The 16,916-nt window shown below is 38.2% G+C and carries 14 protein-coding genes; 2 read left to right on the top strand and 12 right to left on the bottom strand.

What is annotated here, in order from left to right:
* Positions 1-100: 100 nt before the first annotated feature.
* Genes AC4G3L_RS08925 through AC4G3L_RS08905 form a run of 5 tightly spaced genes read right to left on the bottom strand, consistent with a single transcriptional unit; the run spans position 101 to position 4,684 of the window.
* A complete protein-coding gene (locus tag AC4G3L_RS08925) occupies positions 101-871 on the bottom strand; it encodes an ATP-binding cassette domain-containing protein (RefSeq protein WP_491076604.1) in 771 nt (256 codons plus the stop codon).
* Positions 872-891: 20 nt separating this feature from the next.
* A complete protein-coding gene (locus tag AC4G3L_RS08920) occupies positions 892-1,659 on the bottom strand; it encodes an ABC transporter permease subunit (RefSeq protein WP_491076603.1) in 768 nt (255 codons plus the stop codon).
* A 16-nt stretch (positions 1,660-1,675) separates the two neighbouring features.
* Positions 1,676-2,653, bottom strand: a complete 978-nt coding sequence (locus tag AC4G3L_RS08915; protein ID WP_491076602.1) for an aliphatic sulfonate ABC transporter substrate-binding protein — start codon at positions 2,651-2,653, stop codon at positions 1,676-1,678.
* 23 nt (positions 2,654-2,676) lie between these two features.
* The gene (locus AC4G3L_RS08910; RefSeq protein WP_491076601.1) at positions 2,677-3,486 is read right to left on the bottom strand and encodes a VOC family protein; all 810 of its coding nucleotides are present in this window, start codon (positions 3,484-3,486) and stop codon (positions 2,677-2,679) included.
* The gene (locus tag AC4G3L_RS08905) at positions 3,473-4,684 is read right to left on the bottom strand and encodes a M20 metallopeptidase family protein (protein WP_491076600.1); all 1,212 of its coding nucleotides are present in this window, start codon (positions 4,682-4,684) and stop codon (positions 3,473-3,475) included. The genes AC4G3L_RS08910 and AC4G3L_RS08905 overlap by 14 nt, the downstream gene beginning before the upstream one ends.
* A 284-nt stretch (positions 4,685-4,968) precedes the next feature.
* Between AC4G3L_RS08905 and AC4G3L_RS08900 the strand changes: the two genes are divergently transcribed.
* Complete coding sequence (locus tag AC4G3L_RS08900) at positions 4,969-6,234, top strand: hypothetical protein (RefSeq protein WP_491076599.1); 1,266 nt, start codon at positions 4,969-4,971, stop codon at positions 6,232-6,234.
* Between the two features lie 218 nt (positions 6,235-6,452).
* Here AC4G3L_RS08900 and AC4G3L_RS08895 read toward each other — a convergent pair whose 3' ends face one another.
* The 5 genes from AC4G3L_RS08895 to AC4G3L_RS08875 all read right to left on the bottom strand — a co-directional run bounded on the left by AC4G3L_RS08895 (position 6,453) and on the right by AC4G3L_RS08875 (position 12,858).
* Positions 6,453-6,923 (bottom strand): CueP family metal-binding protein, encoded by a 471-nt coding sequence (locus AC4G3L_RS08895; protein WP_491077178.1) that lies wholly within the window; start codon positions 6,921-6,923, stop codon positions 6,453-6,455.
* Positions 6,924-7,198: 275 nt separating this feature from the next.
* Positions 7,199-8,464: a glycoside hydrolase family 3 protein gene (locus AC4G3L_RS08890; protein ID WP_491076598.1), complete on the bottom strand. Its 1,266-nt coding sequence runs from the start codon at positions 8,462-8,464 to the stop codon at positions 7,199-7,201.
* 47 nt (positions 8,465-8,511) lie between these two features.
* Entirely contained in the window at positions 8,512-10,017 is a 1,506-nt protein-coding gene (locus tag AC4G3L_RS08885) for a zinc ribbon domain-containing protein (RefSeq protein ID WP_491076597.1), read from the bottom strand.
* Between the two features lie 232 nt (positions 10,018-10,249).
* A complete protein-coding gene (locus AC4G3L_RS08880; protein ID WP_491076596.1) occupies positions 10,250-11,899 on the bottom strand; it encodes a catalase in 1,650 nt (549 codons plus the stop codon).
* A 419-nt stretch (positions 11,900-12,318) separates the two neighbouring features.
* Positions 12,319-12,858, bottom strand: a complete 540-nt coding sequence (locus AC4G3L_RS08875) for a PadR family transcriptional regulator (RefSeq protein ID WP_491076595.1) — start codon at positions 12,856-12,858, stop codon at positions 12,319-12,321.
* 622 nt (positions 12,859-13,480) lie between these two features.
* On the opposite strand from AC4G3L_RS08875, the gene AC4G3L_RS08870 reads away from it, so the two are divergent.
* Entirely contained in the window at positions 13,481-15,022 is a 1,542-nt protein-coding gene (locus tag AC4G3L_RS08870; RefSeq protein WP_491076594.1) for a multicopper oxidase family protein, read from the top strand.
* A gap of 93 nt (positions 15,023-15,115) precedes the next feature.
* Here AC4G3L_RS08870 and sdaAA read toward each other — a convergent pair whose 3' ends face one another.
* Positions 15,116-16,021 carry an L-serine ammonia-lyase, iron-sulfur-dependent, subunit alpha gene (gene sdaAA / locus AC4G3L_RS08865; RefSeq protein WP_491076593.1) on the bottom strand — a complete coding sequence of 302 codons (906 nt, stop codon included), beginning with the start codon at positions 16,019-16,021 and terminating at the stop codon, positions 15,116-15,118.
* Between the two features lie 28 nt (positions 16,022-16,049).
* Positions 16,050-16,715 carry an L-serine ammonia-lyase, iron-sulfur-dependent subunit beta gene (gene sdaAB, locus AC4G3L_RS08860; protein WP_491076592.1) on the bottom strand — a complete coding sequence of 222 codons (666 nt, stop codon included), beginning with the start codon at positions 16,713-16,715 and terminating at the stop codon, positions 16,050-16,052.
* Positions 16,716-16,916 lie beyond the last annotated feature (201 nt).

Raw genomic sequence — 16,916 nt, 5'->3', positions numbered from 1 at the left:
AGTGAGCAGCCCTTTTCTGACTCCTCACTCTCCCAAACTGTTTTAATCTTACCATGTTTATATCCCGAAATTACACAGATACCTTGTTTTTATTTCTTCATCACTTCTCCTGCATAATCCGCTGCAGCACTTTGTCTTCCAGTAATGTTAACTGATTATCAGTGAAGTGTCGCGGTCTGGGTGCTTCTACTTTTACATCCATCGATATATGACCATCTTGAATAAGGATAATTCGGTCTGCTAAACGTATTGCTTCCCTCACATCATGAGTAACGAGCAAAGCTGTAAATCCTGTTCGTTGCCAAAGGGTTTCAATCAAGTTTTGCATCTCCAGTCTTGTAAATGCATCGAGAGCACTTAATGGCTCATCGAGCATTAGCAAAGATGGTTCATGGATGAGAGCCCGAGCTAAGGCAACGCGTTGCTTTTGTCCTCCCGACAAAGTGGAGGGCCATTGATCCTTGAACGATAATAAACCAACTGCATCCAGCACTCGTTCCGCCTTTACTTGCCAATCCCCATCAAGACCGAGTCCTACATTATCCACAACTTTTCTCCAAGGCAATAATCTCGAGTCCTGGTACATCATTGTGACATTGGCAGTTGATCGATTGGAGTCAACTCCATTAAATAGCAACTTACCACTGGTTAAAGTCTCAAGTCCTGCGACTAGCCTCAAAAGTGTGCTTTTTCCACTGCCGCTCTTCCCAATAATGGCCACAAACTCCCCTTTTTCAATGGTTAGCTGTATATGCTTTAATACCTCTTTGTCTCCAAATCGCTTGCTAACATCGTTGATTTCAATTTGAATTGCCTGATTATTGACTATTTCAGTGCTGCTCTCCCACTTTACAGCTGCCAGCTTACTCATCCTTGCCACCCCCCTCACTTTTACTTGTTATAGCTTACATTCCACTTTAATGCCTTCTTCTCACCAAATTGGGCAATGATATCAGCCAGCTTTCCTAATAACGCGTAAATCACAATACTTAAAATAATCACATCTGTTTGCATAAATTCCCTTGCTTTTGTTGCTAAATAGCCAATCCCGACTTGTGTAGGAATGGTTTCAGCAACAATCAAGGTTAGCCACATCACGCCAAGTGCATATCGTAAGCCTACAAAGATAGAAGGTAGTGCACCAGGCAGCAATATTTCTTTAAATAATTTCCAGCCCTTTAATTTATACATTTTCCCCATTTCAACTAGCCCTGGATCAACATTACGAATACCGTGGAATGTATTGACATAGACAGGAAACAAAACCCCTAATACCACCAGAAATATTTTTGAACCTTCATCTATTCCCAGCCAAACAATTACAAGCGGTAATAGTGCTAAGTGTGGGATATTTCGTAACATTTGAATGCTCGTATCTGTTAAACGGTATGATCGTTCAGAGAGACCATTAAATATGCCAAGCGCAAAACCTATCAGACCACCAATAATCATCCCAACAACGGCGCGCCCCAAGCTTGCCATGATGTGGGTGACCAACTCCCCGCTCGAAAGCAGTTCCCATCCACTAATCAATACACTAATTGGAGCAGGAAACAGCGAGGCATTCACAATTTCTAATCTGGCAACAACTTCCCAGACAATCAGGATGAGCACAGGTATAATCCATGGCTCAAGTTTCCAAAGTATTTTTTGATTCATTGTTTTTCATTCCTTTTTAGTTGATTGGCATATCTTTAGAAACATTAAGTTCTTTTGGTATTAACCCAATTTCAAAATATTTATCAGCTTGTTTCTGCTGTGTATCAACAATTTCCTTGGTCAATTTCGTTGCTCCGAATGTACGTCGCTCCAGTTGTTTTTTCACGATTTTCTCATCAATCCCTAAAGCTTTGGACATAATCTTAACCACTTCATCTTTGTTTTCATTCGCCCACTGATCTGATTTATCCGTTGTTTCCAAAATAATATCAACCAAATCGGAATGTTCTTTTGCAAAGTCTGGTGTGGCAAAGTAAAATGTACGGTTTGGGTATTGATAATCCATATTTTCTGTAAAAGTGATGGTATCTAATTCGACTTCAGCCGCTGCAAAAAATGGGTCATAAGATGCGAGGGCGTCAACCTTCTTCGTTTCAAAAATCGACCTTCCCTGTGCAGCGTCTTCCGGATATACCCATTCCACATCATCAACCGTAAGGCCGGCCTTTTCAATTGCCAGAACAGCTAAATAATGATGATTGCCACCTTTTAATACGCCAATCTTTTTCCCTTTTAACTGTTCAATTGAACTGATTCCCGAATCCTTTAAAACCATCATTCCAACACCTTCAGGATTCGGTGCGTCTGCCCCAACATATACAAGGGGTTTACCAGAGGCTTGTGCAAAAATTCCAGGTCCATCAGCAGCATGCCCATAGTCAATCGCACCGGCATATAGCCCTTCTAACAATGTTCCACCATGTGTGAACATTTCCCATTTCACTTTATAGCCTTTCTCTTTAAGTGCTTCTTCCAAGTAGCCGGATTCTTTTAAAATATGTAGTGTGTTTCCTTTTTGATAGCCAATTGTAATCACTTTATCTCCATTTGTTGAAGAAGCTTTTTCTGACCCTTCTTTTCCGCAACCGGCGATGAATAACACGCTAACCAGTAACAGGATTCCGATTATATAGTTAGATATTCTCTTTTTCATTAGTCCCTCACCCTTATCTTTACTCATTTTGAAAATCTGTAGATTGCTGCTGAAATTTGGATTTCTTCTTCCTGTCCGGCACCGCTAAATTGAACTAAAAATGGCTTTTCTCCTCTATTTTCTATGACTTCAGAAACACGGCCTTTTCCATTTGGACTGAATAATACAATATCTCCGCCATTTAAATGCAGTCGTTTTCCGGTAGCGTTTAATGAGGAATCGAAGAATGATTCCCCTTCTTGCAACTCTAAATAGTCAGCCCATCTTTTTGCTGTTTCTTCAAGATTTTGAACAGCAAATCCAACATAGGAAAGATGAATATCACCTTTATCATGGTTTGCGATGACAGATCGTTCTATTAAATCCTGCTTGCGTTCTTCGTCTCTTTCATCCCATTCAATAAAGAATGGCAAATTCAGATTTTCACCTTGTTTCCCTGCGTATAATAGCTTCCAACTCACGATACTTCCATCGGGTCTTTTTCGGCTCATCGGATGTGGCCCATATACTTCCAATCCAAGTTGTCGAAACTTTCCAGCAACCCTCTCCAAATCATCAGAACGAAGGGCAATCCGCGATAATCCTTCTGTGAATTGGTCGTTTTTTAACGATTCTCTTAAACTGTATTTCATGTCAGCAGAGCCCTCTGCTGCTTTTTTGTCATAGATACCAATCAACTCTATGTAACTTAACCCATAATAGCTAAGTGCATTATATGTACCCAAGCCTTCGTGTTTACCGCCTTCAACAGCATGTAAACCAATAGCATGAAATTGTTCTATTGCTTCTATCGGACTAGTAACAAAATGAACAAGATGGTCAAATTGAAACACGAACCTCTCCCCCTTCTATAGAGTCTGTACCTAAATAATGATTGGCTACTTGTAAAAATACCCGTGCTAATTGCAGTAATGCCTGCTCATCAAAATCAAATTGTGGATGATGGTGAGGGAACTGTGTTTCTGTTTTTTTATTAGATGCCCCAACATAAAAGTACGCTCCAGGTTTCTGTTCCAGGTAATAAGCAAAATCCTCTGCCCCAAGAGAAATTTCTTTTTCAACAAAAGCATCTTCAGAAACCGTTTCTTTTACGATCTTTTCGATTAATAAAGCTTCCTCCTTATGATTGACTAAGACAGGATAACCGTGCGTGTAATCTAATGAATACTCTATTTCGTCAGCCACTGTCATCCCTTCCAGAATGGCACGTATCTCTGTTTCTATTTGTTTACGAACTACTGAATTCATCGCACGGACGGTTCCTTCCAGCACAGCAGAATCCGCAATGATATTAAAGGCATTCCCGGCATGAAAACTCCCAACCGTGACGACAGCCGGTTCAATCGGATTAATACGTCGACTGACTATTTGTTGCAGATGAGTAACCAACCTGCTCCCATTTGCCACCGCATCAATGGTTTGATGTGGTCGTGCCCCATGCCCGCCTCTTCCCTGCAAAGTAATTTTAAACGCGTCAACAGATGCCATGACCGGCCCTGTTTTTGTGGCAATCTTTCCGATCGGCAGTTCTGTCGCAAGATGACCTCCGAAGACAAGGTCTACCCCATCCAAAACTCCATCCTCAATCATAAATTTCGCTCCGCCCGGAGGCTTTTCTTCAGCATGTTGAAATAGCAAAACTACTTTGCCCTTTAATTGATTGCGATGATGGTTTAATATTCTTGCAACTGCAAGTAAAGCTGAAGTATGCCCGTCATGTCCACAAGCATGCATGACTCCCTCTATACGCGATCTATACTCAACACTTTTTTCATCATGAATAGGTAACGCATCAAAATCTGCTCGAAAGGCTATTGTTTTCCCGGGGTGACTTCCCTCAATAACACCAACTACCCCATTCCCTCCAACCTTTTCTTTCACGTTGATTCCAAAGCTTCGCAGCTTATCTGCAATGAAATTAGCAGTATGGGACTCTTGAAATGATAATTCGGGATGTTGATGTAAGTATCTCCTCCATAACACCATTTCCTCAAAGTTTGTTTTTAGTTCTTCATAATATCTTTCAGCCATCTTATCACCTCAAAAACTGCTCAAATTTTAATTCCGAGTATTTTTATCAAATTAATGGTTAAGAATAATTTTACAGTTTATCCAAACATTGCGTCAATAGTTAATTCCGATTAACTATCTATGTTTTATATGAATTAATAAAAACTAAAGTTATACAAGCAGGTATAAGACCTGAATAAATCCAATCCACCTTGAAAGTAATAACCAGATACATCATTCCCTGTATAATTAAGGTAATCAATAATCTCTGAACTATTAGTTTTCTAAAAGAAAGGTAGTGGGATATGCATTCGTTGATAAAAGAATTAATTGATTCTACAAAGTTACGTTTTGGTTTGAATAACTATTATCTAGGAAGACATTCATTATCACGAGAATTGAACATTTTAAATGAAACTGAATATACACTGTGTATGGAATGGTTCCCTAATCATGTAACGGAACAAGAGGATGAAGATCTTAATCCTGAAGGGACAGCTGTTATTGTATTAGATATCAACAGCCTAAAATATGAGAGTATTATTTTTGTAGGAGGAAGATCTTATGCAGAAGGGATTAAATTTGATGAAATACATATAGACTCGATAATAAACTGGATTGAACAGGAAACAGGGTTGTCATATGGGGAGCAATTTAAATTGCATAAAGAAGAAAATGGAGAGTTTTATTTTAAAGCATGTGTTGATGATATATATATTTCTCCTTCCGGTTCTATAGAAGTGAATGTAGACCAGAGTGGTAATCTGTTCTACTACTCTAAACATGGTCATTTTCCGTCCAAAGAAATGATAAAGAAAGAGACATACGCACTTTCTCTAGAAAAAATAGAACACCTGGCATGGAAACAATTAAAATTGATTAATTTTCCATCATCTAAACATGAGACACTCATTCCTATATACGGAGTAGATGAAACTTATATAACGAATGATGGTTTATCTACTCTACCATATGAGTTCACAAGAAAGATAGGAAACTTGCATATAGATAAAACGATGGATTGGGATGAGACGGTACATAAACCATTTGAAAGAAAGGAATTTAATGTGGATTGGGATGCAACAATTGAACAAGCTTTACCAAATGAGCCTAGTCCTGATTCCTTCCCCATAACCGATACTGAGAGAGAAAAGTGTATAGATATAGTCACTGATTTTTTGCGTCGGGAATATTCAAAAGATACAGGAAGATGGGTACTTAAAACTTTGCAGCGTGAGGAAGGGTATATCCATGCTTCATTGCGATTAAATCAAGAAGATACGAGTATTTTTCATAGAAAGCTTACGATTATAATCGATTTAAAGGATCTTCAAGCTATCAATTTTATTGATAATAAACCATTGATCGATCACTTTGACCAATTATCTTCTTCTGAAGAAGTTACTATCAATAAAAAGCAAGCTTATCAAAAAATAAAAGATCATTTTGAGCTAATTCCCCGTTATGTCTTTGATTCTCAGCAAAACAACTATAGATTATGCGGCCTATTAGATTGTCATTATGGAATACGCGCATCAAATGGGGAGATTATTCTGTTAGACGATTTGTAGGAAGGTAATGAAACTTGTAGAGCTTATAGATCCCTCCTTAGGTTACAAAAGGATTTTACAGCAATTAATTTGATTCAACGAAATAAAAAGACTAATCGTTGAAGATAAAATATAATCTTTAACGATTAGTCTTTTTTCAAATCATTCCTCTCGGGAATTAAAAAGAGGAGTCTTAACGAATACCTAATGAAACAGAAAAAACAGTCCAAATTTGACAACTAGATTAATTGCATCGTCGTGATACATGTATTGTCGCCTTTAAAAGTAGAAATGCTAGATTCCGATGTTTTTTCACCATATTTTATTTTCACCTTGAATTTTTGATCACGTGGTAACCATACGTCTATAAAGCCATTTTCTAATGATGTCATAGTCTCATCCATAATTACCTGACCATCTTCATCCTGAACCGTTATTTCAAAATCCTTATTAGTCAATTCCCCCTGGCATCCTGTTAAACTGTGGGTTTCACATGGATGCGTATTTTTTACATAAGGTGCAATGGAAACAAAGAATTCTTCCTCAGAAAGATCATAAGACTTCTCTTTATCATGATTATCTTTTACGATAAGCTCCTCTGATGTTATGGACGCGGAAACATCCTCAAAACTACCTGCACTATATTCTTGAACCACTTTCCTTATATCCTGTGCTTCTTTTTTACTTTGCTCATCTGAATTACACCCCATCAATAAAGAAATGGACCATAATCCAATTACAATTTTCCTCATCCTTTTCAACTCCTGTACGTCATCTATACAGGAATATTTTAACATACTGGTAGATTAATCTTTCCTTAATTGTTAACATTTATAGACAATTGGGAAAGTTACCAGAGAAAATGTTAGAACAGTCTGAAGGGTAGGGTGAAGCTTTGCCGAGTCTAACGATAATAGAAGTGAACCTAATAATTAGCCCAAACATATAACAAGAAGGTGCTAAGTAACTAGCACCTTCCCATCTATCATTTATCTCCAACTATCTCTGCTGCTTCATCAGCATTTACCTTGATATCCGTTATATTTCGATATTTATGTGTCAGAATACGTTGAACTGCCTCATCAATTCTCTCTTCTGAAATCTTTCCTGAATGTACTCCATTCAAGATTCCATTAAATACTTTCTTTTGGTTTTCTTCCGTATGACAAACGAGCAACATATCCGCACCCGATGCAACTGCCTGACAGCCTAGATCTTCATACGTGAAATATTTATTTACTGCTCCCATTTCTAAATCATCCGTTACAACAATTCCCGTATATCCCAGCCTTTTGCGCAACAAATCATGCATAATAATAGACGAAATACTTGCCGGATTTTCCTTATCATAGGCTGGATATTTAATATGAGTAACCATGACAAAAAAATCATCATGATTCAATTCTTCAATCACTTTTTTGAACGGATAGATATCACTATTCTCTAATTCTATTTGATTAGCTTCTACAGAAGAAGTATCTTCATGCGGATCCACATTACTGCGTCCATTACCAGGAAAATGCTTGACGGTTGCTGTGACACCGCCCTCTACTAAACCTTTTATTACTTCACTTCCATACTGCCCTGTTAAATGAGGATCATTTCCGAATGAGCGGCTATCCGTTTCGGATAAATCGAGTACCGGGGCAAAATTGATGGTGAAGCCCATTGCTGCCAGCTGTTCACCCGTACGAACCGCTCCATTCCTAATTTCCTCTTCATCTCCCTTTTTCCCTAGTATCTGCTGAGAAGGAAGCTCGGAAAATGACTCTCTCATTCTAACAATCGATCCGCCCTCTTGGTCTACACTGAAAGTTAACGGAATTTGAAGGTCAGTTGAATACGCCATATCTTGTAATTGATTCGTCAATTCAGCCACCTGTGATGGTGAATCCATATTCCGATCAAAGAGGATAACCCCTCCAACATGATAATCTTTAATCATTTTTTCTATATGTTCATCCGGATCACTGGATTGAAATCCCACAACCATCAGCTGCCCAATCTTTTCTTCAAGTGTCATATTTTCTAACATAAACGAAACCTTATCATCAATCGTTCCGGAATTTTGATAATAGCTCACAGGCTTTGTCTCATTTTGATCTTTGCTCTTATCCAAAACGGATTGACTATTCTTTTCTGTTTGATCCTGCTGATTTGGTTTTTCAAGATTTTTTGTATCATGATCCTCTGCTACCAATGTCTGATACGCCGTGTAAATGACTCCTCCAACTAATAAAACAACTATCAAACTCAGAAGGAATCTCTTTAAGACATAGTGGTTTTTCTTTGGCTGTCTCATGATTCTGTTTTGGTACTTAGCTTGGATAGTTTTGCTTTGCTTAGATACCAATTTCCATTTTCCTTCACTAAATACCAGTCCCCTCCCCACTCTTGAACTAAAGTTGTGCCATCTTCATTCTCATCGTAAGAAGTCATCTCGACATAAGCAACGGCTGTGTCGGCATTTACTTCTGTCACATTTAAAACATTTACTTGATCTGCCTGATTAGCTTTTAATCCATTTGACCAATCACCCAGGGATAGCTCACTCCGCTTTTCAGAGGAAAATAATTTGTACGCCGCTTCGAAATCATCATTCGTAATATTTTGATAATGCGAATAGATGACACTTTCTATTTTCGAAGCTTCCACTCTTTCATCTTCTTCATCGGATTCTTCCCCTCTACTGTTCTCGCTACCTTCTGGATCGTCTTTCTCTGTACTTTTCTCATTATCTTCTGAATTCTCGGAGGAAGCATATACATCTTCTTCTGCGAAATAAAGTTCAACACCATACATTCCATCTTTAATGGTGACTGCATCTGACTTGATTGTTTTCTTTCCTGATTTCATCTCAGCATGTACTTTTACCGATCCATCCAACGCAACAGGCCCTAAATGATCTAAATCTTTAAGGGTTTTGTTGGTGCTCTTTCCATTTACAAATAAAGTTGCATCCTCTTCATTTGTATAGACTGTGAAGAAATAATCAGACCAGTTAAACTTCACAGAAGTTGTACGATCCTCCAAACTGGAATCACTAAATACTATACTCTGCGAAACTTTGCCGTATTCCCCATTAATAATTGCCTTTATTGAATGTTCACCTGGTAAAAATGGTCCAAATGTTTTTTCTTGATCTTCAGCTACGTTTCCGATTTCTTCTTCATCCACTTGGATAGTTGTATTTTCATAGTTAGAGATTACATTCACATAGTAGGGTTTTACTTCAATCACATAATGATCGAAAATCCCCCATTTCTTCCCATTTTCTTTCAGATTCGCTATTGCGCTTAATTCAGATGAATTCTCGGAAGAAGTCACTTGGTTATTAAAATAACTCACTTCTGAATGGAGGTTTGTATATAAGTCTGAGTATACTTTTGGATTATTATGTAGATAGTTAATGAATGTTTCAGTTTGCTTGTCTGTCGCTTTCATCTCCCGCTGTCCATCATTAATATATGTTTTAACCTGATGAATATCTTTGGCATCTATCGCATCGGTAAAGCCCTCAAACACCTTATCAGGAGAATAATATATTTTATCCAAATAATAATAAGTGCCAGCCAGTATTATAAAAGCAATCAAAGCTAATATCCATTTAAGGTTTGTTCGTTTCCTTCTTCCATTGGAATTACGTGCATCTTTTTCGGCTGGTTCTGTATTAGTAGAATCTGTTGCCGTTTCTTTGTCAACAGGCTTCGAAATAGTGCCAGACCTTGTAACTGGATTTCCGCACTCTCTGCAAAAATGAGCATCATCTTTCAATTCAGTCCCACAATTCTTACAATAGCGCATTTGTCTATCACTTCCTCTTATATAATTTCAAAATATTTTTTCAACTCATATTATACCTTTCAGAAGTAGATAGATAAACTTTTTTGATATATTAATATAATTTTAGCGTAAAAGGATAAACGATTATTAAGAGGTAAATAAGGTGTGAAGGGAATTCCAATAAAGAAGAGAACACAAAAAAGCTGCCAATCAAATTTTATTGACTGGCAGCCCTTTTTGTTTATTCTATCTATTAATACGGATCAGCCTCATGGCTTTTCTTCACAGCATCCTTTGTTGCTTCGGTTGCTGCAGCCGTACCTTGACCAAATCTAGTTTGACCTGCTTCACGACCTGGCACTGTATATTCTTCTTTCATTTCTGCTAATTCTTTCATCTTCATATCAATGCCTTCTCTTACACGGCGTCCATACTCTTCATCAGCTTGAGTGAAATGTTCAACCATAGCATCTTGAATACGTTTATCACAGATGGCAAGCGCATTAGAAAGGTTTTTAATCAATTCATCGCGTTCCCAATCCTCAAAACTGCGGTATGTTTCACCAGCTTGACCATAGTTGTTAGGACGGTCAATTGGCTCACTCATTACGGCAGCATTGTAAGAAGGACGGTGTTGTGGACGTTCTTCCTTACTTGCTTCCTGGAATCCGCCAACCATAGATGGCTCATAGTTAATATGTGGATTGTCTCCAGATTCTCTTGGATCACGAGTGTCCATTTGACCGCGATGCTGATTAGTGCGAACAGGAACTTTTGGTGCGTTCACTGGTAATTTAAGATAGTTTGGACCTACACGATAACGTTGTGTATCAGAGTAGGAGAACGTACGTCCTTGCAACATTTTATCGTCAGAGAAGTCCATTCCGTCAACAAGAACTCCAGTACCGAAAGCAGCTTGTTCGATTTCAGCATGATAATCGACCGGATTACGATCTAATACCATTTTACCAACCGGCAACCAAGGGAATTTATCCTCTGGCCATAGTTTCGTATCGTCAAGCGGATCAAAATCAAGTTCTGGATGATAGTCATCCTCCATGATTTGTACATATAGCTCCCATTCAGGATACTCTCCGCGTTCAATTGCTTCATATAAGTCTTGTGTAGCATGAGCAGTTGTTTTAGCCTGGATAGAATCTGCATCTTCTTGAGTCAAGTTGCGGATACCTTGTTTCGGCTCCCAGTGGTATTTTACCAACACTGCCTCGCCTTTTTCATTAACCCATTTATATGTGTTTACTCCTGATCCCTGCATATGGCGGTATGTAGCTGGAATACCCCATGGAGAGAATAGGAATGTAATCATATGTGTTGCTTCCGGTGTACGGGATACAAAATCAAACATCCTTCTAGGATCTGCAACATTGGATGCTGGATCCACTTTAAAGGCATGAATCATATCCGGGAATTTCATTGCGTCACGGATAAAGAAAATTTTAAGGTTGTTCCCAACCAAGTCCCAGTTTCCGTCTTCTGTGTACATTTTTACAGCAAATCCACGTGGGTCACGAGCAGTTTCTGAAGAATCCTTAGATCCTGCAACTGTAGAGAAACGAACTAATAATGGAGTCCGTTTTCCAGCTCCGGAAAATACTTTTGCACGTGTATATTTTTCTACTGGCTCATCGCCAACTTTTCCATAAGTTTCGAAATATCCAAATGCTCCAGCACCACGGGCATGAACGACACGCTCAGGTACTTCTTCACGGTCAAAATGGGAAATCTTTTCAATAAAGTGATAATTCTCAAGTGTAGTCGGACCACGATTTCCAACTGTGCGGACATTTTGGTTATCCGTTACTGGATGGCCCTGACGAGTTGTTAATGTCTCGCGTTTCACATCTTCATTCTTTGAACCATTCATATCTTTGTTCTCTGCCATTATGAAAACCCTCCTCATTCTTCGTTCACCGTTTATAACCTTGTATTTTGAAAAATACGGTTTTAAGGGCGCAACGTTTTTGGAATTAATTTCAATCGATAATTATTACAATCTATCTATTTATTACTATAAATATTATTTAAAAATATTGCAAATGATATGGTATTTCTAAATTTTAAACCTATTATTAAAGAATATTTTATGAAATTTTATCCTTTTTTTGCATCGGGAATATTATAAATAACAACGACTATTTGCGATATTGGCTTTATGTTTCTCACTTTACTTTATTCTAATTGAGAACCAACTCACAAAAATTAGTAGACAAACAAAAATGCACCTCTATTATTAATGATAATAATTGAAGTGCATTACAAATTTTAATTCTTTTTAGATAACATATTTTTGATGTTATCTAATTAAATTTTCCCCTGCTGAATCTGTTTGATTAACTCCTCGAGCCAATAGACAGTATGATCTACTTTAGCGGTCACATATTCCCCTATAAACTCAACAAGATTCTTATTTTCTTCATCTATCTGAACCTTATTTTCAAAATCTTTAATATGCATCCATTGTGAACGAATTTTCTCTGATTTCTTGTTAAGTATTTTAAGAACCTGATCTCGTTCGACATACTTGATGTTTCCTAAGCCTATCACCATATCAGTAATGTTATTGGCATTTTCAAATAGTTTGTATATTTTCCTGGGTAGTTCTTCGCGCCCCTTCTCCGTAATCGCATAAACTTGTTTATCCGGTCGGTGTTCCTCTTTTATAACCTCAACTTGTTCGACTAATCCCTGTTTAACCAATGATTCAAAATGATAGTATAACTTGCTTTCTGTCAATCCACTTAATTGATCCAATGGTATAGGATCTGAAAGCTGCTTTTTTAATTTATAAGGATAATTATTATCCTCCATGAGCTTGCTTAATATAAAGATTTGGATAGCCATTCTCTAAGCTCCTTCAGCATAATTAATACCTTATTTTAACAAAATTAAGCAGGCATTTCAGCAGTATTTTTATTTCCGTTTTCAGTGATTGCTTCTTCATTCTCTACTGGTACTGATTTATGCAAGAATATCACAATTAAAATATTAAACAGCATATAAATTGCTCCAACTGCAACCATTAGATTAATTAGTTTGAAGTGTTTTTATAGCTTAATGGATTCTTTTGGCAAACTCAATTTTAAAATACATGTTTCACTCTTTATAAGTCTACTAGTCCTTAAATATATTTCTTCTCTAACATTTAAAATAACGATCCGGCCTCTATAGCCATCATGTCCACCAAATATTTTTCAACACAACTGTGATAGATAAATGTAGAATTTTTCACTCTATAAAAACTATACTTCTTCATTTATTTACCATGAAAGGGATATAAATAAAAGTTTAATTCATTCAACAATAGAAAATAGAGAACAACTGAATACATCTGTTGTTCCCTGTTTTTTGTATTCTTTAAGAATATACACCACTAATTTATCTCTATACCTAATCTAAATGACCATTTCAAACTAACCTGTTCAGCATAGTCTAATGTATGTCTGTAATAAAGGAGTTTGAAAGCATGAGTCCAAAACTAGAAAAGTTCGTGGATCCTCTCCCGATTATGAATACCCTGCAGCCTAAGGAGACCGGGCCGAATGAATCTTATTATGAAGTAAAAATGCAGGAGTTTACCCAAAAGCTGCATCGTGATTTACAACCTACTCGCTTATGGGGATATAACAGCCAATATCCAGGGCCTACTATAGATGTCAATCAAGGAGAGTATGTGAAGGTTAAATGGAAGAATAAGCTTCCCGAAAACCACTTTCTTCCGATTGATAAAACCATTCATCATCTAGAACATTTGCCAGAAGTCCGTACAGTTACACACTTGCATGGAAGTGAAACCCGCCCGGATAGTGATGGATATCCAGAAGCCTGGTTTACGAGAAACTTTAAGGAAGTTGGAGCTTCATTCACTAGAAAAGTATATGAATATCCCAATAATCAGCGTGGAGCTACCCTTTGGTATCACGATCATGCTATGGGAATCACCAGATTGAATGTCTACGCCGGTCTTGCAGGTTTTTATATCATTCGAGATGAAAAGGAGAAATCGTTGAATCTGCCAAGTGGTCCGTATGAAATTCCTTTACTGATTCAGGATCGAACATTCAATGAAGACGGCTCTTTATTCTATCCAAGCCAGCCGAACAATCCCTCAGCTGATTTGCCGAACCCCTCTATTAGACCATTCTTTCTTGGAGATACCCTCCTTGTAAATGGGAAGGTTTGGCCATTTCTTGAAGTAGAGCCTCGCAAATATCGTTTTCGAATTTTGAATGGATCCAATACACGTGCTTACCAGATGGAGCTTGATTCAGGGCAATCTTTTTATCAGATTGGTTCTGATGGCGGTTTATTACCTAAAACAGTTAAAATGGACAGTTTATTAGTTGAACCAGCGGAACGAATGGATGTTATTATTGATTTTAGCCATTTTGAAGGACAAATTATCACATTAAAAAACAATCTTGGTCCTGATGCAGACCCTGCTGATCAAACTGGGGATATCCTTCAAATCAGGGTAAATCAGCCGCTTTCCGGTCAAGACAAGAGCCGTATTCCAAAAAAATTATCAGAAGTACCATCCTTAAAACATAACAAAATATCGGCTATTCGCAACCTAAAGCTGGTTAGTACCACAGATCAATTCAATCGTACTTTGCTGTTGCTTAATAATAAAATGTGGATGGATCCAGTAACAGAAAAGCCGCGACTGGATACTACAGAGATTTGGAGTTTAATAAATCTTACCGCTATTACTCATCCAATTCATATTCATTTAGTTCAATTTCAAATACTTGATCGACGGCCATTTGATGTGGAGCGTTACAATAAAGATGGAACGATTGTCTATACTGGACCGGCACAACCGCCCAAACCGAATGAATACGGATGGAAAGATACAGCCGCCACTCCTCCCGGAGAGATTACCCGTTTGATTATGCGATTCACACCATATAGCGGCTCATATGTTTGGCATTGTCATGTTTTGGAACATGAAGATTATGATATGATGAGGCCGTTTATTGTTATCGATCCAAATAAAAAGGATTAAGAGATTCCCTAATCGGCAAAAGTTCTCGGTCAAATAATAAAACAAATCCGAAAAAAGCGCCTGCCCACAACTGATGCCGGCAGGCGCTTTCTATTATTTCACCAACAAATAATCTACTAATTTCGCCTTTGGTTTGCCAAAGATTTCCTCTTCCAGTCTGCGGCCTGTTGGCGTAGCAGCAAGTCCGCCTTCTGCTGTTTCACGTAAAGCTGAAGGCATGGATTTGCCAATCTCATACATGGCACTGATTACTTCATCACATGGGATGCGACTTGTCACTCCTGCCAACGCCATGTCAGCAGCCGTTATCGCATTAGATGCTCCCATGGCATTCCGTTTGACACATGGTACTTCAACCAATCCAGCTACTGGATCACATACAAGCCCAAGCATATTTTTCATTGTAATGGCAAAAGCTTCTGCAGATTGCTGCGGCGTACCGCCAGCCATCTCAACAATTGCGGCTGCAGCCATTGCACTGGCAGAACCTACTTCTGCCTGACAGCCACCGGCTGCACCAGAGATCGATGCATTATTGGCTACTACAAATCCAAAAGCTGCTGTCGTAAATAAGAATTCAATCATTTCCATGCGCGTCGGATTCAGCTTTTCTTTAACGGCAAATAATGTACCGGGAACGACACCAGCAGATCCTGCTGTCGGTGTTGCGCAAATAACACCCATTGCCGCATTTACTTCATTGGTTGCCACAGCTTTGCTGACTGCATCTAATAATAAATGCCCGGAAAGTGATTTACCTGAATTAATATAGTTTTGTATTAATACGGCATCTCCCCCAGTGAGCCCGGAATGAGATTTAACTCCGTTAAGCCCTCTTTCTACCGCTTGTTCCATAACTGTGAGATTTTGATCCATCTGAGCAATGATATCTTCTCTTGATCGCTCAGATACTTCTATTTCCTGTCGAATCATGATCTCAGCAATTTTAACTTTATTGGATTGTGCCAGCTCTACAAGCTCAGCCACATTTCGAAACATATCTTTTACTCCTCCTGAATACCACTATTTAATTTTCCATCCGGATTATCTGGTTTACGTCCGGCAAAGAACTCAGTTCTGCCACTACTCCGTCTCCCAGTTTTTGATCCATTTCAATCACCATAATTGCGGTGTCCCCGCGTTCTTTACGAGAAACCTCCATATGGCTGATATTAATCTCATATTTAGCTAATACACTCGTAACAGAATATATCAGTCCAAATTGATCCCTGTGAATAACCAGTATAGCTGGTTGTCCGCCGGAAAGTTTTAATTTAAGTGAATTTATTTCAATTATTTCAATCGTTCCTCCACCTATGGAAATACCGACCAATTCCAACTTTTTATCTTCATCATCGAAAAGATTTACCTTTACAGTATTGGGATGTTCAGTAACAGCCTCTTCTACTAGGAATTGAACCTCCATTCCCGCTTGTTCAGCTAATTTATAGGCGTCAGGTATTCTTTCATCAAAAGTGTCAAAGTCCAATAGGCCAGCAATTAAAGCTAAATCAGTTCCGTGACCTTTATAGGTTTTCGCAAAAGAACCGTACAATGAAATAATTGCTCTCTTTGGTTGTTTACCAAAAATAGTTCGGGCGGACCGACCAATCTTGGCAGCACCTGCTGTATGTGAACTCGATGGCCCAATCATGACCGGACCAATTATATCAAATGCTGATCGATACTTCATTATGTTTTTCTCCTTTTTCCAACCTGCTTTTTAGATAGCTAATTCCTTCAGATACTTCCATCTTCTCTTTGCTATCTTCCTCATTTATATAATTGTAAAGATTAAATCCAATCCACCGGGTACTTTTTTCCGGATTCCACTTTTACAGTAAATGTAGCCAGTTAAGCTGCGATAAATCCCTGCAATAGACCATGACCAGCT

It is taken from the genome of Bacillus sp. z33 (genome assembly GCF_058313615.1).
This window is presented reverse-complemented; position numbering and strand designations above follow the sequence as displayed.